A 15,802-nucleotide genomic window follows, 5' to 3' on the forward strand; every position below is an offset into this window, starting at 1 on the left:
GGAGTGAGAAGCAGACTTGATCCATATCAGCGGCAGAACCTACGAATTAATACATGAGAACAGAAACGGCTGGAATTTCGAAGCCTTTCGAGAACGATTCAGTGAAGTACTGGAACGATACGATTACGTAATCGGTGATTGGGGATATAATCAGCTTCGGCTCAAGGGATTCTTTCGTGATAACCATCCGAAGGTGACGCGCGAGAGCGCGTTCTCCTCGATGACGGATTATATTAATGAGTATTGTAATTTTGGATGCGCCTACTTCGTGCTCGAGAAACAGCCGGGTGGTGCGAAATCCGGTGAAGACGGCGATCTGACCGAAGATCAGGATGGCGAAACCTATGAAACGGCTGATGGCGTGGAAGCTTATGTAACCGCCTCCCGTGCCGTCGCTGCCGGTCAAGCCGCTGATGCTCCGGCTTCGGAGCATCAGCAGGTGAAGTTCATGCCGCGGCATGAGCGGGATCAACGCAGGGAGCAGCAGCGCAACAGCAACCGTAAGGATGCGGCGAAGGATCCGGAGAAGGAAACGCCTCGCGAGGGACGTAAGCCTTTCAATAAGGACCGTGAGCATGGTGGCAAGCAGGCTGCTCGGAACAATCAGAATGAACGTCCGGAGCGCGGCGAGCGTCATGAACGCGGAGAACGCAGCGAGCGTGGCGAACGCGGGGAGCGCAATAACAATGAGCGCCCTGATCGCGGCGGCGAGCAGCGTTCAGATCGTAATGAACGTCCGGATCGGCCGGAACGGAATCGCAACAAACGCCCTCATTTTAACCAGAAGGCTCCCGTTGCGGCCGCATCGGAGAACCCTTCCCATCCGCCTCAAGGGCGTGGCGGCAAGGAACAGAGCCCTAAACATTAAATAAAAGGCCAGTCTCAAAAGTGCTTACTTTTGAGGCTGGCCTTTTTTGTTATAGCTCATTTCGCCGAATTCGCTCCCAAGTAGATGTCCTGGTGCGGAACATGAGCTCGATTCGCCGAATTTGCTTCCCAGAAGATGTCCTGGCACGCTACATGAGCTCATTTCGTCGATTTCGCTCTCAAGTAGCTGACCTGGTTCGCTACATGATTTCAATTCACCGAATTCACTCCCAAGTAGATGTCCTGGTACGCTACATGAGCTCATTTCACCGAATTCACTCCCAAGTAGCTGTCCTGGTACGCTACATGAGTTCATTTCGCCTAATTCGCTCGCAAGTAGATGTCCTGGAGCGCTACATGAGCTCGATGCGCCGATTTTGCTCCCAAGTAGATGTCCTGGTGCGCTACATGAGCTCGATTCGCCGAATTCGCTTTCAAGTAGATCTCCTGGTGCGCTACATGAGCTCATTTCGCCGAATTCGCTCCCAAGTAGATGTCCTGGTGCGCAATGGCAGCTATAAATACTGCACGTTATACAACCGGGCGTAAGCCCCTCCGTTACGCATGAGCTCCTCATGGCGGCCTTGCTCCACGATCTGGCCATGCTCGATGACGACGATGAGATCAGCGTGTGTAATTGTTGAGAGTCGGTGCGCCACGACAAGCGTTGTACGGTTCTGCGAGAGCTCCGCGAGGGACTCCTGGATGGCATGCTCGGATTCCAGGTCAAGCGCCGAGGTCGCCTCATCCAGCACGAGGATGGCGGGATCCTTCAGGAACACGCGGGCAATCGCGATTCGCTGCTTCTGCCCTCCGGAGAGCTTAACGCCGCGTTCGCCGATTTCCGTGTCATAGCCTTTGGGCAGCGACATGATGAACTCATGGGCATTGGCTCTTCTGGCTGCATCGTAAATCTGCTCCTCCGTGCTCTCCGGATTGCCAAGCAGAATATTCTCGCGAGCAGAGCCGCTGAACAAGATGTTATCCTGCAGCACCATCCCGATCTGCGAACGGAGGCTATGCTGCGTCACACTGCGAATGGGCTGGCCGTTAATTGTAATTTCGCCTTCTTGCGTATCGTAGAAGCGTGCCAGCAAGCTGACTAACGAAGATTTGCCGCCGCCGCTCATGCCGACTAACGCGACTGTGTGACCTCTTGGAATGTGCAAGTTGATATTGCGCAGCACCCAGTCCGATTCCTTCTGATAGCGAAACGATACATGGCGGAATTGAATATCTCCTTGCACAGTACGCAGCGGGACAGCGTCCGGCGCATCTGTGATTTCAGCCTGCTCGCCGAGCAGCTCCATCACACGCTCCAGCGATGCGGATGCTTGAGTGAGCTCGGTAGACGAGTTGACAAGCCGGCGAAGCGGCGCGTACAACCGATCAAGATAGCCATAGAAGGCGACAAACTCGCCTAACGTAAGCTTGCCTTGCACAACCAAATAACCGCCGCAGGCAAGCACCAGCAGCGGTGCAATTTCGGTCAACGTATTAATAATGGATTGCGTGAGCGCATTCCACCGAGTTAAGGCGAAGGCGCGTTCCAGAAAGGTCTGGTTCCGATTGCCGAATTGCTGCTGCTCATAAGACTCCAAGGTAAAGCTCTTCACCACGGGAATACCGTTCACATGCTCATTGAGATACCCCTGCATCTCAGCCATCGCTTGCGATCTCGAACGCGAGTAGCCTCGCAGCCGTTTGTACAGCTTCTTCACCGCATAACCGTAGAAAGGCAGAATCGCAATAGCCACAAAGGTCAGCATGACATTCATGTTGAACATGATGATGAGTGCAATGACGAGCGTGAACATATCCAGCCAGATGTTCATGAGTCCTGTCTCTACGAGCGACTTGGTCTGCTCGGCGTCGTTCATCATGCGAGAGATTATCTCGCCGGATTTGCGGTTCTGGTAGAACCGAATGGACAACCGCTGCAGGTGAGCGTAGAGCTTGTTACGCAAGTCAAAAAGCACGCGGCTCGTTGTCAGCTGCGCGAAATATTGACGGTAATATTCGACTGGATATCGGACCACGACGAAGAGTAAGAAGGCGAGCCCGACCGCCTTAAACAGCTTTGCTGTTTTGTCTTCAACCGAGAGAGAAGCAAGCAACACGTCGTCGACGACATATTTGAGAAATAAGGGAAGTGTCAGCGGAATCGCGAACTTAATGATGCCAATCGCCAGCGTAATCGCAATCAGCCAGCGATAAGGTTTAACAATTTGCAGATAGGCGCGAAAATGATTCATCTATTTCACATCGTAACCAAGGAACGCTTCGCGCACCCGGTTCCAGAACGGGAATGGACGGTAGCGTGCGAAGCTAACCTTGCGTGAAGCCACGCTGCACCGAATGGAGTGAATATCGTCCCGTTTAATGGTAAGCTGATCAACTGTCAGCTGCAGCCGCTGATCCTTGCGTGGAATGATGTCGCAGTGATGGTGCTGTGGCAGGACAATTGAAGAACCCAGCGTACGGTAGACCCGGTTATTGATCGATGCAATTTCGGCCAGCTGAAGCGATTCGATCGATGGATGGATGATCGCGCCGCCAAGACTTTTGTTATACGCCGTACTGCCTGATGGAGTGGAGACGACAATGCCGTCGCCGCGGAACATTTCAAACATTTCATCATTGACGTTAATTTGAGCGACTAACATATTGTCGAGGCCCTTAAGAGTAAATTCGTTCAACGCCGTATGTGTCACTTTGCCTGCGTCTGTGTCCAGCTCGATTTGGGCAAGCGGGTAACGTACGATGCGAGGTTCACTTTCCGCCATCATGCGGACCAGCTCTTCCAATTCGTCGGCTTTCCAATCGGCGAAGAATCCAAGATGACCTGTATGTACACCGATAAAAGCGAGGTCATCGATTCGGTCGACATAGGTGTGGAATGCCTTCAAGAGCGTTCCGTCGCCGCCGATGGAGATGACCATCTCAGGACTCTCATCATTACGCTTTAATCCTCGTGCTGCTGCAAGCTCATGAAAACGAGTGACAAGCTCTTTCGATAACTTATCTCCTCGATCAATTACGACATAATTCAAATCCAGGCGCCCCTTCCGCGCAGTTAATACTTGAATCATAGCGGATATCTGTGGCGAATTCAATGTCAAAGCGCCGGACCGAGCGCACCCCAAAGCAGATAGATTAAGCAGGTGGCAATACAGCCATGTACGAACCGTGCAATCAGAAAAGGCTTATAGCGCAGATCCGTATGACTGAGTAGGCTGGCGATTTGGGCATGGACGGACAAGCCGCCCCAAGAGAGGATGAATGCGGCAATTGCCGCTTGGTGGACGAGACCGCTGCTGACTGCCGCGCCTGCGGAGCGCGCGCCGAGCGTAACCTCGAAGATGCCGTTTACTACGGCGTCAGAGAGGGCAGGCGGAACATGAATCAGGCTGAGCAAGGACTGAATGCCGTGCGCCAATACATTGATGCCCCCTGCCTGTCTTAGCAGTTCCATGATTACGGAGAACACCACGACGAGACCGCCGACTACGATCATGAGCCGCAGCGCAGCTTGTATGGCGTCTTGAAGGAGATCGCCGAATTTGCGTCCATCCATTAAACGCGCGAAATGCATGGCGTGTATAGCCTCGGAGAGACGGCTTTTTCTCTTCCCATTTGTGCTGCTCTTGCCTCCCGTGCTGCCTGCTGCTGCGGGTAGAGTCGCCTCTGCTTTACGATCATGAAATCGCATCAGCAGGCCGATGATGAGACCGCCGCCATAATGGGCTGCGGCCAAAACCGGCGCGAGTGCAACATTGTGGAAGAAGCCGACGGAAACCGCACCGATGAGGAAAATGGGGTCCGAGGTTGTCGTGAACGCCACGAGCCGCTCGCCCTCCGAACGATTAATAAGCTTTTGTTCCCAGAGCTGGGCCGTAAGTCTTGCCCCTACAGGATAACCGGATGCATACCCCATCGTCACAACGAAACCGCCTATACCGGGTATACGGAAGAGCGGCCGCATGAGCGGATCCAATATTTTGCCGAAGAAATGTACGATGCCTAGTCCAAGCAGCAGCTCTGAAATGACGAAGAAGGGGAACAGAGCCGGAAAAAGCACTTCCCACCAGATGGAGAGCCCACGAATGGAAGCTGAGAGCGCCTCAGCGGGAAAACCAATCATCAGCAGAACGAGCAGAACCGCTGACCAAGCCGGTATGATGGACGGACGAAGTAAATAGCGAACGACATGCACGAAGAGGCCCTCCTTGAAAATCGTAAAATGCCTACTATTACTGCTATATGTGCGAGAGAGGACAAACATCACTTGTCCGAAAAAATGCTTTTTAAAGGTGCTGTAATAGGGGCGTAAAAGAGCTGTAATATGGCTGTAATATGGGGAAAAAATGTTTAGAAAACGCTTGCAAAACAATATGTTATTTTTATTCTGGGTATGCTACAATTGTCTTACATCAATCGAACGCCTTGAGGTGATGACTATGAGTATAATTGCTGGCATCCTCGTCTGCGCATTCATCTACGTCATCCGTGAGTCCCTGATGGCTCCCGGAGAAGAGGATTACGAAAGCTGATATATCCCGACTCTTATTCGTACCAACACCTACTGCCGTAATGCCCTCTTCCTAGAGGGCATTTTTTTGTGTGCCTATGGATTCATGTTTTATGTTAAAATAATTAAGAAAAGTGCTACAAAAGACCTACAAAACGGAGTGAGTAATGACGATGAATAACTATAGCACTATATATGAGGCTGTCGGAGGAGTTGCCGGTATTAAAGGCATCGTAGAATCCTTCTATTCTAAGGTTCAGAAGAACCCATTGATTGGGCCTTTATTTCCACCGAACATACAACCTGTCATGGAGAAACAGACGATGTTTCTGACGCAGTTCTTCGGCGGCCCTTCTTTATACTCTGATGAATATGGGCATCCCATGATGCGGGCAAGGCATTTGCCGTTTCCTATAACACCTGAACGTGCGGAGGCTTGGCTTGGTTGTATGCGGGAAGCCCTTGCTGAAACGGACTTACCTGCAGAGCTGCAGGAAGTAATGCTTGACCGTTTATCGGGACCGGCGCATCACTTTGTTAATCAACAACCATAACAATAGGGAGACGTGACGAAATGGATCCACTCTATTTAACTTCAATTACCTGCATTTGCTGTGAGTCCACCTACAAGACGTCACGTGTACGCCCAAGCTTCAAGAAGCCTTCCGGTCGGGATACCGATTTCTGTTCGCATTACAAGACGGAGTTTAACCCTGATTTCTACGTTGTACGTGTATGTCCGAGATGCGGATTCTCTTCTACGGAGAACGGCAAGACGTCAATGACAGCAGCTCAGAAAAGTCTCTATCAACAGACGCTGGGAGGCCGCTGGAGTTATCGCGATTACGGCGGTACGCGTACGAAGGAGCAGGCGCTGGAATGCTACAAGCTTGCCCTCCTCTGTTCAGGCATTATTGACGAGAAGGAACGCGTCATAGCGGGTATCCTTCATCATATTGCATGGCTCTATCGGTATGAGAATATGAAGGAACAGGAGCTGCGTTTCCTCCGCTTCGCACTGGATGCTTACGTAGCCGTATTCGAAACGGAGAGCGGTTCACTCAATAATGCGAAGCTGATGTATTTGATGGGGGAGCTGAATCGTCGGATCGGCGAGCCGAATGCAGCAGTGAAATGGTTCTCGCGTGTCGTCAATGACAAACGGATTGAGGATGCTTCCATGATCCGGGCATGCCGCGATCAATGGCAGCTGCTTCGCGAGCAGCAGCAATTTGGAGACAATTTCGAGGATGAGCCCGCCGCAATGAACGCGTAGGGATAATATACAATAGCGATAATACAAAGCCGCCCGAGCTTTTGCTCGGACGGCTTTTTGTGTGCATGGAAGCGAAATTAGGCGTGGCGAAGCGTCGTGTCCGTAAGGAGATAGTCCTGGTCTGCATCGATCACCGTTACCCGGTTATGGCAGCATGGGAAGACGAGAAGTCTTTTCTTGCCTGTGCGAATATCGCCAAGCTCCTTGGGTCTGATTGGCAGCAGGACGTTGTCTTTCTTGCAGAACGGGCAGCTCGGCACATACACGTCTTTCATGATAATGTCATAAGGCCAAGCGCGTTCAAAAGGAATCACGGCGTGGAAGCTCCTTTATCCTCAGTGTCGCTTGCGGCATTCTTCGCGAGCTCGGCAATCTTTTGCAGCAAAATATGTTTGGGCATATGCATCAAATGCTCCAGCGGAACATTCAATTCCTTCGCCAGCTTAACTGCAGTTTCCGCTGAGAGCTGTAAGGGTTGAGACATCGTAAACACTCCTTATCGTAGGGGCTTGTCTGCATAGGCAGCGCCCAGATTTGCATAGGATGGAAAAAGGGACATGGATAACGGTATAATTCAGTTATACACTGCGACGATAGAATTCGCAACGCGCAGACAGGAGGAGGCTCTTATGCAATCCATATTACCGACAACATGGAATTTAGAAAATATCTATGCGGGGGGTTCCGGATCTGCCGCATTTCATCAGGAACTAAGCGGCATGGAGCGCGATATTGATGTCCTGACACGTGAGCTGTCCGCGGCATCTGCAAGCGGCACGCCTGCTTCACCGGATCAGCTGTCAGGCTGGACGAAAGCGGTTCAGTCGATTTTGCTTCGGCTTCGTCAGTCGGATTCCTTCGTAGGATGCCTGCAAGCGCAGCAGATGAAAGATACGGCGGCAAACGGGCTTAATGATCGAGTCAAAACCTTATCGGCCAAGTTCAACGGGGCACTTACCAACTTCGATGAGCTGCTTCTGCGGACAAATGAGGAGAGCTGGAAGAATTGGCTGAACGCTGCTGATGCTTCACCGGTTGCTTTCGTACTGAATGAGCGGCGGGAAGCCGTTAAGGAGAAGCTGCCGCCTCAAGAGGAAGCACTCGCAGCGGAGCTGGCGGTTGACGGCTACCACGGCTGGGGAGATTTCTATAACACGATCGTATCGCGTATTCGATTCGAAGTCACTGAGAAGGACGGGGCCGTGAAGCAGCTATCTGCGGGCCAAATGCATAATAGGCTTAGTCATAGTGATCGCAGCGTACGCGAGACTGCTTTCGCGGAGTGGGAGCGCGAGTGGTCGGAGCAAGGGGATCTGTGCGCAGATACGATTAACCGCATCTCCGGCTTCCGGTTGAAGCTGTATGAGAAGCGGGGCTGGGGTACGGCGCTCAAGGAGCCGCTTGCGATTAATCGGATGAGCGAGGCTACGCTGAATGCGATGTGGTCTGCCGTAACCGAAGGGAAGCCGCGGCTTGTCCGCTATATGGAGCGCAAGGCAAAGCTGCTGGGCCTCTCGCAGTTGGATTGGCATGATGTTAGCGCGCCTCTTGGTTCAGCGAGCAAGACAGTACCTTATAGCGACGCAGCGGCGTTCATTACGGAGCAGTTCCGTGCGTTCAGTCCGGATCTGGCCACGTTTACGGAGATGGCGTTCCGCGAAGCGTGGATCGAAGCGGAGGATCGCCCCGGTAAACGTCCGGGCGGGTTCTGTACGTCGTTTCCTAAGAGTGAGGAAACAAGGATCTTCATGACCTATTCCGGTACACCGTCGAATATCTCGACGCTTGCTCATGAGCTTGGACATGCGTATCATCAGCATGTAATGAATGATTTGCCGCCGCTGGCACAGGAGTATGCGAGCAATGTGGCCGAAACAGCGTCTACTTTTGCCGAAATGCTGGTATCTGATTCCGCTCTGAAGGCTGCGGTTAGCCGGGAAGAGAAGCTGGCCTTGCTCGATGATAAGCTGAATAACGCGGTTTCTTATTTTATGGATATTCATTCTCGGTTCTTGTTTGAGAAGAGCTTCTATGAGCAACGCAAGCAGGGCATGCTGACCCAAGAAGACCTGTGCAAGCTGATGGAAGAGGCGCAGCAGGAAGGGTTCAGCGGCGCGCTTGGCAAGCTGCATCCGCATTTCTGGGCATCGAAATTGCATTTCTATTTGACGGACGTGCCGTTCTACAACTTCCCGTATACATTTGGATATTTGTTCAGCTGCGGCATCTATGCGCAAGCGAAGAAAGAAGGCGAGTCTTTTGCGGACCGCTATGTCGCATTGCTTCGCGATACCGGATTGATGACGGTCGAGGATTTGGCGCAGAAGCATCTTGGCGTACGCTTGGATGAGCCGGACTTCTGGCGTGAAGCGGTCAAGCTTGCTTTAGAAGACGTTGAAGAGTTTCTGGCTCTGACAGAAGAATCGTAAGATTGTGAGAGTTAGGCATAAAACCTGACATAATGTGGAATAATGATCGATAGAGAACGGTGCGGCCTTATGGGGACGGCGCCGTTTTTCTGTCACTGGAATCTGGATCTGGATTTGTCCGCTTATGGAAGGAGTTCGAGGAGTATGCAAGTAGAGCAGACGTTTGTGATGGTAAAGCCGGATGGAGTGAAGAGGGGGCTGATCGGCCCTATTATTACACGCTTTGAGCAAAAAGGCTTCGAGCTGGCCGCGATATCGCTTCGCACAATTGACCGGGAGCTTGCTGAAACGCATTACGGAGAGCTGAAGTCAAAGCCATTCTTCGGTGAATTGGTCGATTATTTGACGTCCGGACCGGTGTGCGCCATGATCTGGCAAGGGCCTCATGCGGTTGAGAATGCGCGTGCAATCATCGGCAAGACGAATCCGGTGGAAGCTGGGCCGGGGACGATTCGGGGCGACTTCGGAATGGATATTTCGGGTAATATTGTGCATGGATCGGATTCTGACGCAAGTGCCGCGCGTGAAATCGGGCTGTTCTTTGATCGCGAGCATGCTGCGCAGCCTCTGGATCCATTATTTGGAAGAACGGCTGTGGCACGAGATGAGCATTCCATTCATTAACGACACAGGTAGTGCAATTACAAGAAAGCCCTCACGTATCTCGTTTAGAGAGAACGGAGGGCTTTCGTTATTGTGTGCTTGTTTTGTGTGTGGGGATGAATTAGAACGATTCGTTGATAACCAATTTGCTAAGCGGCAAACGAGGAGTCGGACGACCCGGTGCAGCTGCCTCACCAATTGCAATCATCATAACCGGGATGTAACGTGCCGGGATGTTCAAAGCTTCAACGAGCTTCGCTTTGTCAAAGCCGCCCATTGCAACCGTGTCATAACCTTTCGATTTAGCTGCGAGCATTAGCTGCATAGCGCCAAGACCAGCATTCTTGTTAGCTTCGTCGCGTGCAACTTGCTCGAACGAATAAGCGCCTTCGATTTGACTAACCATATTGTCACGGATTTCTTGCGTCACATGGCCTGCTGCGAGCATGCCGTCAAAGATTTCGCGGCCGGTAATTTGCGCTTGCAAGTCGCCAAGAATAACGATAACGGCGGAAGCGTCGGATACTTGTTGTTGACCGTAAGCGATCGGACGAACAAGATCTTTCTGTGCTTGGTCTTGGATAACGAGGAAACGCCATTGCTGAAGGTTCCAAGAAGATGGTGCAGTTGCTGCCAGTTCAAGAATTTCGTTCAATGTTGTTTCAGGAATAACTACGTCTCTTTTGTATTGACGTACGGAATGACGCTCACGCATGACTTGCTCGGCGGATGGTGCTGCTACAGTATTGTTTTGGTTCATTTTAGGTGTCTCCCTCTCCAAATGGAATGAATGTAAAAATAAGTAACTAACCAGATACAAATTAACTTACTTTAGTATAGTACACATACAAAAGATAAGCAACTACAAAATTAGGAAGTCGAACTTTGAATTGTGCCTAAATGTGGGTTGACTCCAATGTGAATAATGTGGTAAATTATGGTCAATTGTACAAGGACGCTACGGAAGCACCGTAACGCGCAGATGATCTGCGTTGTTATGGTGCTTTTTTGCGTCCTTTTCTTCTTTTTCAGGATGCCAAGAGGAGTGTGGAATTGATCCGTATGAGCAAACGAAACCTTATTGTTGCTGTACAAGAATCGAGTTATATCGAACGACTTGGCGACTACATGCGTCAGAGCTCCTTTGGAACGGGCTGGCAGTTAACGGCCTTCACGAATCCGGCAGCACTTCGCAGCTATATGCGCGGAGGATATGCCGTTGACCTGCTCGTCGCAGAACCAAGCTTATTGGATGAGCTGGGAGAGTTGGCTGAGAGCGTGTTAGCCGCAGCTCTTGTAGGGCAGGTTGGACTTTCAGGGCATAAGCACCAAGTGCTGCAGTATCAGCCATTGCCGCAGCTGCTGCAGTCGTTCGCGGCTCTATATGCCTCTTCTGAGCAGCGCACGGTAAAGCTGATGGGTGAGGGGAATGCCGAATCCGGCGCTGAGTCTGAAGCTGGGGCTAGCATCATCTCGGTGTATTCCCCTGCCGGTGGAATCGGTAAGACCACGCTTGCGCTTCAGCTTGCGAGGCAGGCAGCCGCCTGCGGTGCTCGGGTCTTTTATTTGAATTTGGAACAGTGGAATGCTGCACCGCTCTGGGACAGCAGGGATGGTCGAGAAGATTTCTCGAATTTGTTGTACACGCTGCAAGCAGCCCCGGATAAAGCGGTTGCCCAAATTATTGCGCTGCGCAAGCGGCATCCGTGGCTCGGCATAGATTTTATCGTGCCTTGCGAGAATGCGGAGGAACGACTGTCCCTTACGGCTGAGCATGTGAAGAGGCTGCTGGGTGCCATCAAGGGAACCGGGGAATACGACAAGATTGTGGTTGATTTGGACAGCCGATTGGATGCCTTACACTTCGGGGTGTTTCAAGCAAGCCGCCATGTGCTTTGGCTCTTGAATAACGACCCGAGCAGCTTGCGTAAGACTGAGTTAGCCATGCAATATGGCGAGCAGAAGAATGGTTCTTCCTTTGCGGAGTCGAAACCGAAATTTCAATTTATTCAGCTTAAACCAATTGGCAGGCCTGAAGCGGAATGGCATAGCGGTAAGATGGCTTCACTGTCGATTACAGCTACTGTTCCTTTCGTGAAAGAATGGACTGCTATCGGTCAGCAAGGCGGGGCTGGGTGGTTCGATGCTCCTCAGTATCGCGGAGCGCTTGAAACGCTGCTTGGCAAGCTTGGCGAGCTGAAGCCGGGAGGTGATGACAGTGTCGCCTTTGAAAGAAGAAACAATCCAGCTGCTCAAGGAGCGAATTCGCAACCAGCTTGAGCTGGGGAGCGCCATGTCGGATGAGGATTTCAGCTCGCGCATTGAACGGGAGGTTTTTCGGTGGTGCTTGGATCATCCCATTACGGCAGGTGAGAAGATCCAGCTGGTTCGAAGATTGTTTCATTCTTTCCGAGGCTTGGATTTTATACAGCCGCTTATGGATGATCCGGCCATTTCGGAGATTATGATCAACTCCCATAAGGAGATGTTCGTGGAACGCGCGGGACAATTGTCGAGGCTTCCGATGGCTTTTGAAAGTAAGGAACGGCTGGAGGATTTGATTCAATCTGTAGTTGCGGGTGTTAACCGCGTAGTGAATGAATCCACGCCGATTGTGGATGCCAGGCTGAAGGACGGTTCGAGGGTGCATATCGTATTGCCGCCGGTTGCTCTGAAAGGACCGACGATGACGATCCGGAAGTTTCCTGAGCGTCCGCTGCTGATGGATGATCTGATCGCGTGTGAGGCGCTCACTTCTGAGGCCGCCTCCATGCTTAGTAAGCTTGTGAAGGCCAAATACAATATCTTCATTAGCGGCGGGACAGGCTCGGGCAAAACAACCTTCCTTAATGCTCTTACTCAGTTCATTCCGGAGGACGAGCGGATTGTAACCATTGAAGATGCAGCCGAGCTGCAAATTCGTACGGTCCCCAATTTAGTATCGCTGGAGACGCGTAACGCGAACACCGAAGGGAAAGGGGCTATTTCCATGCGAGAGCTGATTCGAGCTTCGCTGCGAATGAGGCCGAATCGGATCGTTGTAGGCGAGGTACGGGGCGGCGAAGCAATCGATATGCTGGCTGCAATGAATACCGGACATGATGGAAGCTTATCCACCGGACATAGTAACAGCGCTCGGGATATGATTGCCCGATTGGAAACGATGGTGCTGAGCGGTGCGGATTTGCCGATCGCCGTCATCAGGCAGCAAATTAGTTCGGCAATCGATATTATCGTGCATGTATCCCGCTTACGCGATCGTTCGAGGCGAGTCATCGAAATATCCGAGGTCATCGGAATTCAGGATGGTGAGGTAGTACTGCAAACCCTCTACCGGTTCCAAGAGGATGGTGAACGTGAAGGTCGTGTGTCCGGCTTACTACGGCGCTGCGAGAATATGAAGTTGCACCGGACGTGGAAGCTGCAGATGGCGGGTATGGCTGAAGCTGAATTCTCGGAAGGTGAAGGTGCTTGAAGAGTATGAAGAGTACTCATGCCGACTGGATGCTTTGGCTTGGATGGACGAGTGCGGCATCTGCAGTAGGAGCAGGCGCAGAGGAGCTTCCTTGTTACGGGGAGTATCGTTTATCCGGTCGGCAATTCAAGGCAGCGGCGGTTGTCGGAGGGCTTCTGGTCTTTGCTGCCGCGTTCTTGTTTTATCGTTCTGTTGTTGCTGCGCTTGTGCTGTCATTAGCTGGCATCATCACTCCTCGTATCCACAGGCGATCCTTGCTGGAGCAGCGGCGAATACGTCTGGCAGTTCAATTTAGAGAGGCGCTCTATTCAATCGCATCTTCACTTGCCGCAGGGCGCTCTGTAGAGAATGCCTTCGTTACCGCGCTTGAGGATCTCAGACTGCTCTACCCGAATCCGCTGACTGAGATTCTAATCGAATTTGAGATTTTATCAGCGAGATTGGGTTACGGGGAAACGCTTGAACAGGGGCTGATCGATTTGAGCCAACGTGCCCAGATCGATGATATTTCACAGTTCACCGACGTCTTTACAACCTGTAAACGATCCGGAGGTGATTTGGTTGAAGTGATCAGACGAACCTCACAGATGATTGGCGAGAAGCTGGATGTGCAGCAGGAAATCGCCGTCATGGTAGCGCAGAAGCGGTTGGAATCGCGAATTATGATGGGGGTTCCGTTTGTTTTCCTAGCCTTCCTCAGCCTGACAGCGCCGGACTATATGGCACCTTTATACAGCGGGATTGGCTACGTCATACTGACAGCGGCGCTTCTTCTTCTCGGACTTTGTTTTATGCTGATGACGAGAATTATGAATATCCGCATGTAATTGTCGAAGGGGGTTGCAGCTTGCTGTTGTCCATTATTATGGGGTCTTTACTTACTGCTTTATGGAGTTGGGCTTTGCTGCAATGCAGGCGGCATGACAAGAGAAACCAGATGAGCACGGCAGAACGATTAGTGACATCCCCTTTTCGTTATTTGCTGGAGCAGAGCGGATTGTTAAACCGCATTCAGCCCTTGCTTGCGAGCTTGCACGGGAGGCTGTTTATTCTTAACGGGCGGAGCTGGACGGTAGATGCAACAGACGGCTTTGTCGCTATGTCCATCGGTACAGGATACGCGGCAGCATGTGCGGGAGCGTGGCTTAGTGTACTCAGCAAGGAGCAGACGCTGCTGTATATAGGCATGCTGCTTGGTATCCTTCTGCCCGCAGCGAAATGGCGGGATACCGCCACTAAAGTGGAGCGCCGCAAGCAGGATATTTTACTGCTGCTGCCTGAGGTGATCAGCAAGCTGATGTTGTTGCTTGGAGCGGGAGAGACGCTGCAGCGCGCATTAGTGCGAGCCGGTGAACGAAAGGATGAGAAAGGCGGAACTCCGCTGTTCATCGAGCTTCGCAAAGTGAATGAAGCCGTGCGTAATGGCGAATCCTTTGCGGCGGCGATGGAGACGCTGAGCCGGCGCTGCGGCGTGCAGGAGGTGTCGCTGTTTACGACAACATTACTGCTGAATTATCGCCGAGGCGGCGATCAGCTTGTCCTTTCTTTGAAGGAGCTCTCTTATTCCTTATGGGAGAAACGTAAATCTGTAGCTCGTGCAAGAGGTGAAGAAGCTTCCTCGAAGCTTGTTTTCCCGCTTGTCGGTATCTTTATGGTGCTTATGGTGCTTGTTGCATCACCTGCGATCTTAATGATGCGCGGTTAACTACTACTAATAGAGGAGTGGATTGATATGAAGAACATGAACAACGCACTGCATGCATTTTGGAAGGATGAGGAGGGCCTTGGTACGCTGGAGATCGTACTTATCATTGCTGTAGTCATTATATTAGCACTGCTTTTCAAGGATTGGATTATTGCATTAATGGAGAAATTGATGGGCGATGCGGATGATAAAGCGAACGAAATCTTCAATTAGTTTGGCGAGGTGGCGTGCGCTGGCATTGAAGGAGGAAGGAAGCTTTACGCTTGAAGCAAGTATGGTGTTTCCTATGATTTTCGTAGCCCTCATTACGCTGCTCATGCTTAGTATGTATACCTACCAGAAGGTTGTCTTGTATTCAGTTGCATCACAAACGGCAGAGAGAACTGCTTTCCGCTGGGATAACAGTGCCAGAGCTGCTGTCAGTGGAATAGGCGTGACCGGGAAGTACGACGGATTATATTGGCGGTTGTCAGATAATGGGGCACTGCAAACGTTATTCGGATCAGCTGGCGGCAATCAGAACAGCTTGAGTGTTCCGATTGGCGACACCTCTGCCAATAATTCGGATACGTCCAGTGTTCCCTCTGAATCCCTCCCCCTTAAGAAGATGGCAATTGGAGCAGTCAGAGTTCGGGAGCCGCTCGAAGGGGTGATGACGTATGACGGGGTATGGGTGAAAAGAATTGACGTGAAGCTCCGCCAGCCATTATCGATCCCTCCTCTGGAAACGATACTTGGCCACTCGGAGCCGATGGCTATAACGGATGCTGTCATAGTCGACCCTGTCGAGCTCATCAGAAATGTGGATCTCGTACGGTATTATGCAGGAAGATTTGCCGGTCAGTCCGAGCAAGGCAAGGCACAAGCCCGTGAAGTGCTGCATAACCGGCAATCTCTTCAGGATCAGGAGCAGTAG

17 protein-coding genes are annotated in these 15,802 nt (G+C 51.6%); 11 read left to right on the forward strand and 6 right to left on the reverse strand.

The genetic code is table 11. The features are described 5' to 3' along the window. Positions 1-16 precede the first annotated feature (16 nt). A complete protein-coding gene (locus tag AC0YNS_RS11540) occupies positions 17-868 on the forward strand; it encodes a YutD family protein (RefSeq protein WP_475781141.1) in 852 nt (283 codons plus the stop codon). A 514-nt stretch (positions 869-1,382) separates the two neighbouring features. Here AC0YNS_RS11540 and AC0YNS_RS11545 read toward each other — a convergent pair. The 3 genes from AC0YNS_RS11545 to ylbJ all read right to left on the reverse strand — a co-directional run bounded on the left by AC0YNS_RS11545 (position 1,383) and on the right by ylbJ (position 5,011). After that, positions 1,383-3,122 (reverse strand): ABC transporter ATP-binding protein, encoded by a 1,740-nt coding sequence (locus AC0YNS_RS11545; protein WP_475781142.1) that lies wholly within the window; start codon positions 3,120-3,122, stop codon positions 1,383-1,385. Continuing rightward, positions 3,123-3,920, reverse strand: coding sequence for an NAD kinase (locus AC0YNS_RS11550; RefSeq protein WP_475781143.1), 798 nt, complete (start codon positions 3,918-3,920; stop codon positions 3,123-3,125). It lies immediately after the preceding gene. Positions 3,921-3,985: 65 nt separating this feature from the next. Continuing rightward, positions 3,986-5,011: a sporulation integral membrane protein YlbJ gene (gene ylbJ, locus AC0YNS_RS11555; RefSeq protein ID WP_475781865.1), complete on the reverse strand. Its 1,026-nt coding sequence runs from the start codon at positions 5,009-5,011 to the stop codon at positions 3,986-3,988. Positions 5,012-5,571: 560 nt separating this feature from the next. Here ylbJ and AC0YNS_RS11560 point away from each other — a divergent pair. Together AC0YNS_RS11560 and AC0YNS_RS11565 are read left to right on the forward strand one after the other, a co-directional pair. Then, a complete protein-coding gene (locus AC0YNS_RS11560; protein WP_475781144.1) occupies positions 5,572-5,952 on the forward strand; it encodes a globin domain-containing protein in 381 nt (126 codons plus the stop codon). A 20-nt stretch (positions 5,953-5,972) separates the two neighbouring features. Further along, entirely contained in the window at positions 5,973-6,674 is a 702-nt protein-coding gene (locus AC0YNS_RS11565; protein ID WP_475781145.1) for a DUF2225 domain-containing protein, read from the forward strand. 77 nt (positions 6,675-6,751) lie between these two features. Here AC0YNS_RS11565 and AC0YNS_RS11570 read toward each other — a convergent pair whose 3' ends face one another. Both AC0YNS_RS11570 and AC0YNS_RS11575 read right to left on the reverse strand, forming a co-directional pair. Beyond that, complete coding sequence (locus tag AC0YNS_RS11570; RefSeq protein ID WP_475781146.1) at positions 6,752-6,988, reverse strand: hypothetical protein; 237 nt, start codon at positions 6,986-6,988, stop codon at positions 6,752-6,754. After that, a complete protein-coding gene (locus AC0YNS_RS11575) occupies positions 6,985-7,158 on the reverse strand; it encodes a YycC family protein (RefSeq protein WP_475781147.1) in 174 nt (57 codons plus the stop codon). The genes AC0YNS_RS11570 and AC0YNS_RS11575 overlap by 4 nt, the downstream gene beginning before the upstream one ends. 145 nt (positions 7,159-7,303) lie before the next feature. On the opposite strand from AC0YNS_RS11575, the gene AC0YNS_RS11580 reads away from it, so the two are divergent. Together AC0YNS_RS11580 and ndk are read left to right on the forward strand one after the other, a co-directional pair. Further along, complete coding sequence (locus AC0YNS_RS11580) at positions 7,304-9,103, forward strand: M3 family oligoendopeptidase (protein ID WP_475781148.1); 1,800 nt, start codon at positions 7,304-7,306, stop codon at positions 9,101-9,103. A 144-nt stretch (positions 9,104-9,247) separates the two neighbouring features. Continuing rightward, on the forward strand, positions 9,248-9,727 hold the full coding sequence (ndk, locus tag AC0YNS_RS11585; RefSeq protein WP_475781149.1) for a nucleoside-diphosphate kinase: 480 nt from the start codon (positions 9,248-9,250) through the stop codon (positions 9,725-9,727). Positions 9,728-9,827: 100 nt separating this feature from the next. Here ndk and AC0YNS_RS11590 read toward each other — a convergent pair whose 3' ends face one another. Beyond that, entirely contained in the window at positions 9,828-10,466 is a 639-nt protein-coding gene (locus AC0YNS_RS11590) for a nitroreductase family protein (protein WP_475781150.1), read from the reverse strand. A 302-nt stretch (positions 10,467-10,768) separates the two neighbouring features. Between AC0YNS_RS11590 and AC0YNS_RS11595 the strand changes: the two genes are divergently transcribed. From AC0YNS_RS11595 to AC0YNS_RS11620, 6 genes are all read left to right on the forward strand, one after another. Continuing rightward, positions 10,769-11,986 carry a P-loop NTPase family protein gene (locus tag AC0YNS_RS11595; RefSeq protein WP_475781151.1) on the forward strand — a complete coding sequence of 406 codons (1,218 nt, stop codon included), beginning with the start codon at positions 10,769-10,771 and terminating at the stop codon, positions 11,984-11,986. Next, on the forward strand, positions 11,934-13,181 hold the full coding sequence (locus tag AC0YNS_RS11600) for a CpaF family protein (protein WP_475781866.1): 1,248 nt from the start codon (positions 11,934-11,936) through the stop codon (positions 13,179-13,181). Before AC0YNS_RS11595 ends, AC0YNS_RS11600 begins: the two co-directional genes overlap by 53 nt. Positions 13,182-13,186: 5 nt before the next feature. Beyond that, a complete protein-coding gene (locus AC0YNS_RS11605) occupies positions 13,187-14,008 on the forward strand; it encodes a type II secretion system F family protein (protein WP_475781152.1) in 822 nt (273 codons plus the stop codon). 110 nt (positions 14,009-14,118) lie between these two features. Next, a complete protein-coding gene (locus AC0YNS_RS11610; RefSeq protein ID WP_475781153.1) occupies positions 14,119-14,886 on the forward strand; it encodes a type II secretion system F family protein in 768 nt (255 codons plus the stop codon). Between the two features lie 27 nt (positions 14,887-14,913). Beyond that, positions 14,914-15,099, forward strand: coding sequence for a Flp1 family type IVb pilin (locus AC0YNS_RS11615; protein WP_475781154.1), 186 nt, complete (start codon positions 14,914-14,916; stop codon positions 15,097-15,099). 25 nt (positions 15,100-15,124) lie between these two features. Further along, on the forward strand, positions 15,125-15,802 hold the full coding sequence (locus tag AC0YNS_RS11620; RefSeq protein ID WP_475781155.1) for a pilus assembly protein: 678 nt from the start codon (positions 15,125-15,127) through the stop codon (positions 15,800-15,802).

Source organism: Paenibacillus sp. J22FR21 (genome assembly GCF_056269135.1).

Bases quoted from the DNA above. Each gene is read 5' to 3' on its own strand.
- AC0YNS_RS11545 (WP_475781142.1), bottom strand. From the start codon at position 3,122: ATGAATCATTTTCGCGCCTATCTGCAAATTGTTAAACCTTATCGCTGG.
- ylbJ (WP_475781865.1), bottom strand. From the start codon at position 5,011: ATGATTGGTTTTCCCGCTGAGGCGCTCTCAGCTTCCATTCGTGGGCTC.
- AC0YNS_RS11560 (WP_475781144.1), top strand. From the start codon at position 5,572: ATGAATAACTATAGCACTATATATGAGGCTGTCGGAGGAGTTGCCGGT.
- AC0YNS_RS11565 (WP_475781145.1), top strand. From the start codon at position 5,973: ATGGATCCACTCTATTTAACTTCAATTACCTGCATTTGCTGTGAGTCC.
- AC0YNS_RS11575 (WP_475781147.1), bottom strand. From the start codon at position 7,158: ATGTCTCAACCCTTACAGCTCTCAGCGGAAACTGCAGTTAAGCTGGCG.
- AC0YNS_RS11580 (WP_475781148.1), top strand. From the start codon at position 7,304: ATGCAATCCATATTACCGACAACATGGAATTTAGAAAATATCTATGCG.
- ndk (WP_475781149.1), top strand. From the start codon at position 9,248: ATGCAAGTAGAGCAGACGTTTGTGATGGTAAAGCCGGATGGAGTGAAG.
- AC0YNS_RS11590 (WP_475781150.1), bottom strand. From the start codon at position 10,466: ATGAACCAAAACAATACTGTAGCAGCACCATCCGCCGAGCAAGTCATG.
- AC0YNS_RS11595 (WP_475781151.1), top strand. From the start codon at position 10,769: ATGAGCAAACGAAACCTTATTGTTGCTGTACAAGAATCGAGTTATATC.
- AC0YNS_RS11605 (WP_475781152.1), top strand. From the start codon at position 13,187: ATGAAGAGTACTCATGCCGACTGGATGCTTTGGCTTGGATGGACGAGT.
- AC0YNS_RS11610 (WP_475781153.1), top strand. From the start codon at position 14,119: ATGAGCACGGCAGAACGATTAGTGACATCCCCTTTTCGTTATTTGCTG.
- AC0YNS_RS11615 (WP_475781154.1), top strand. From the start codon at position 14,914: ATGAAGAACATGAACAACGCACTGCATGCATTTTGGAAGGATGAGGAG.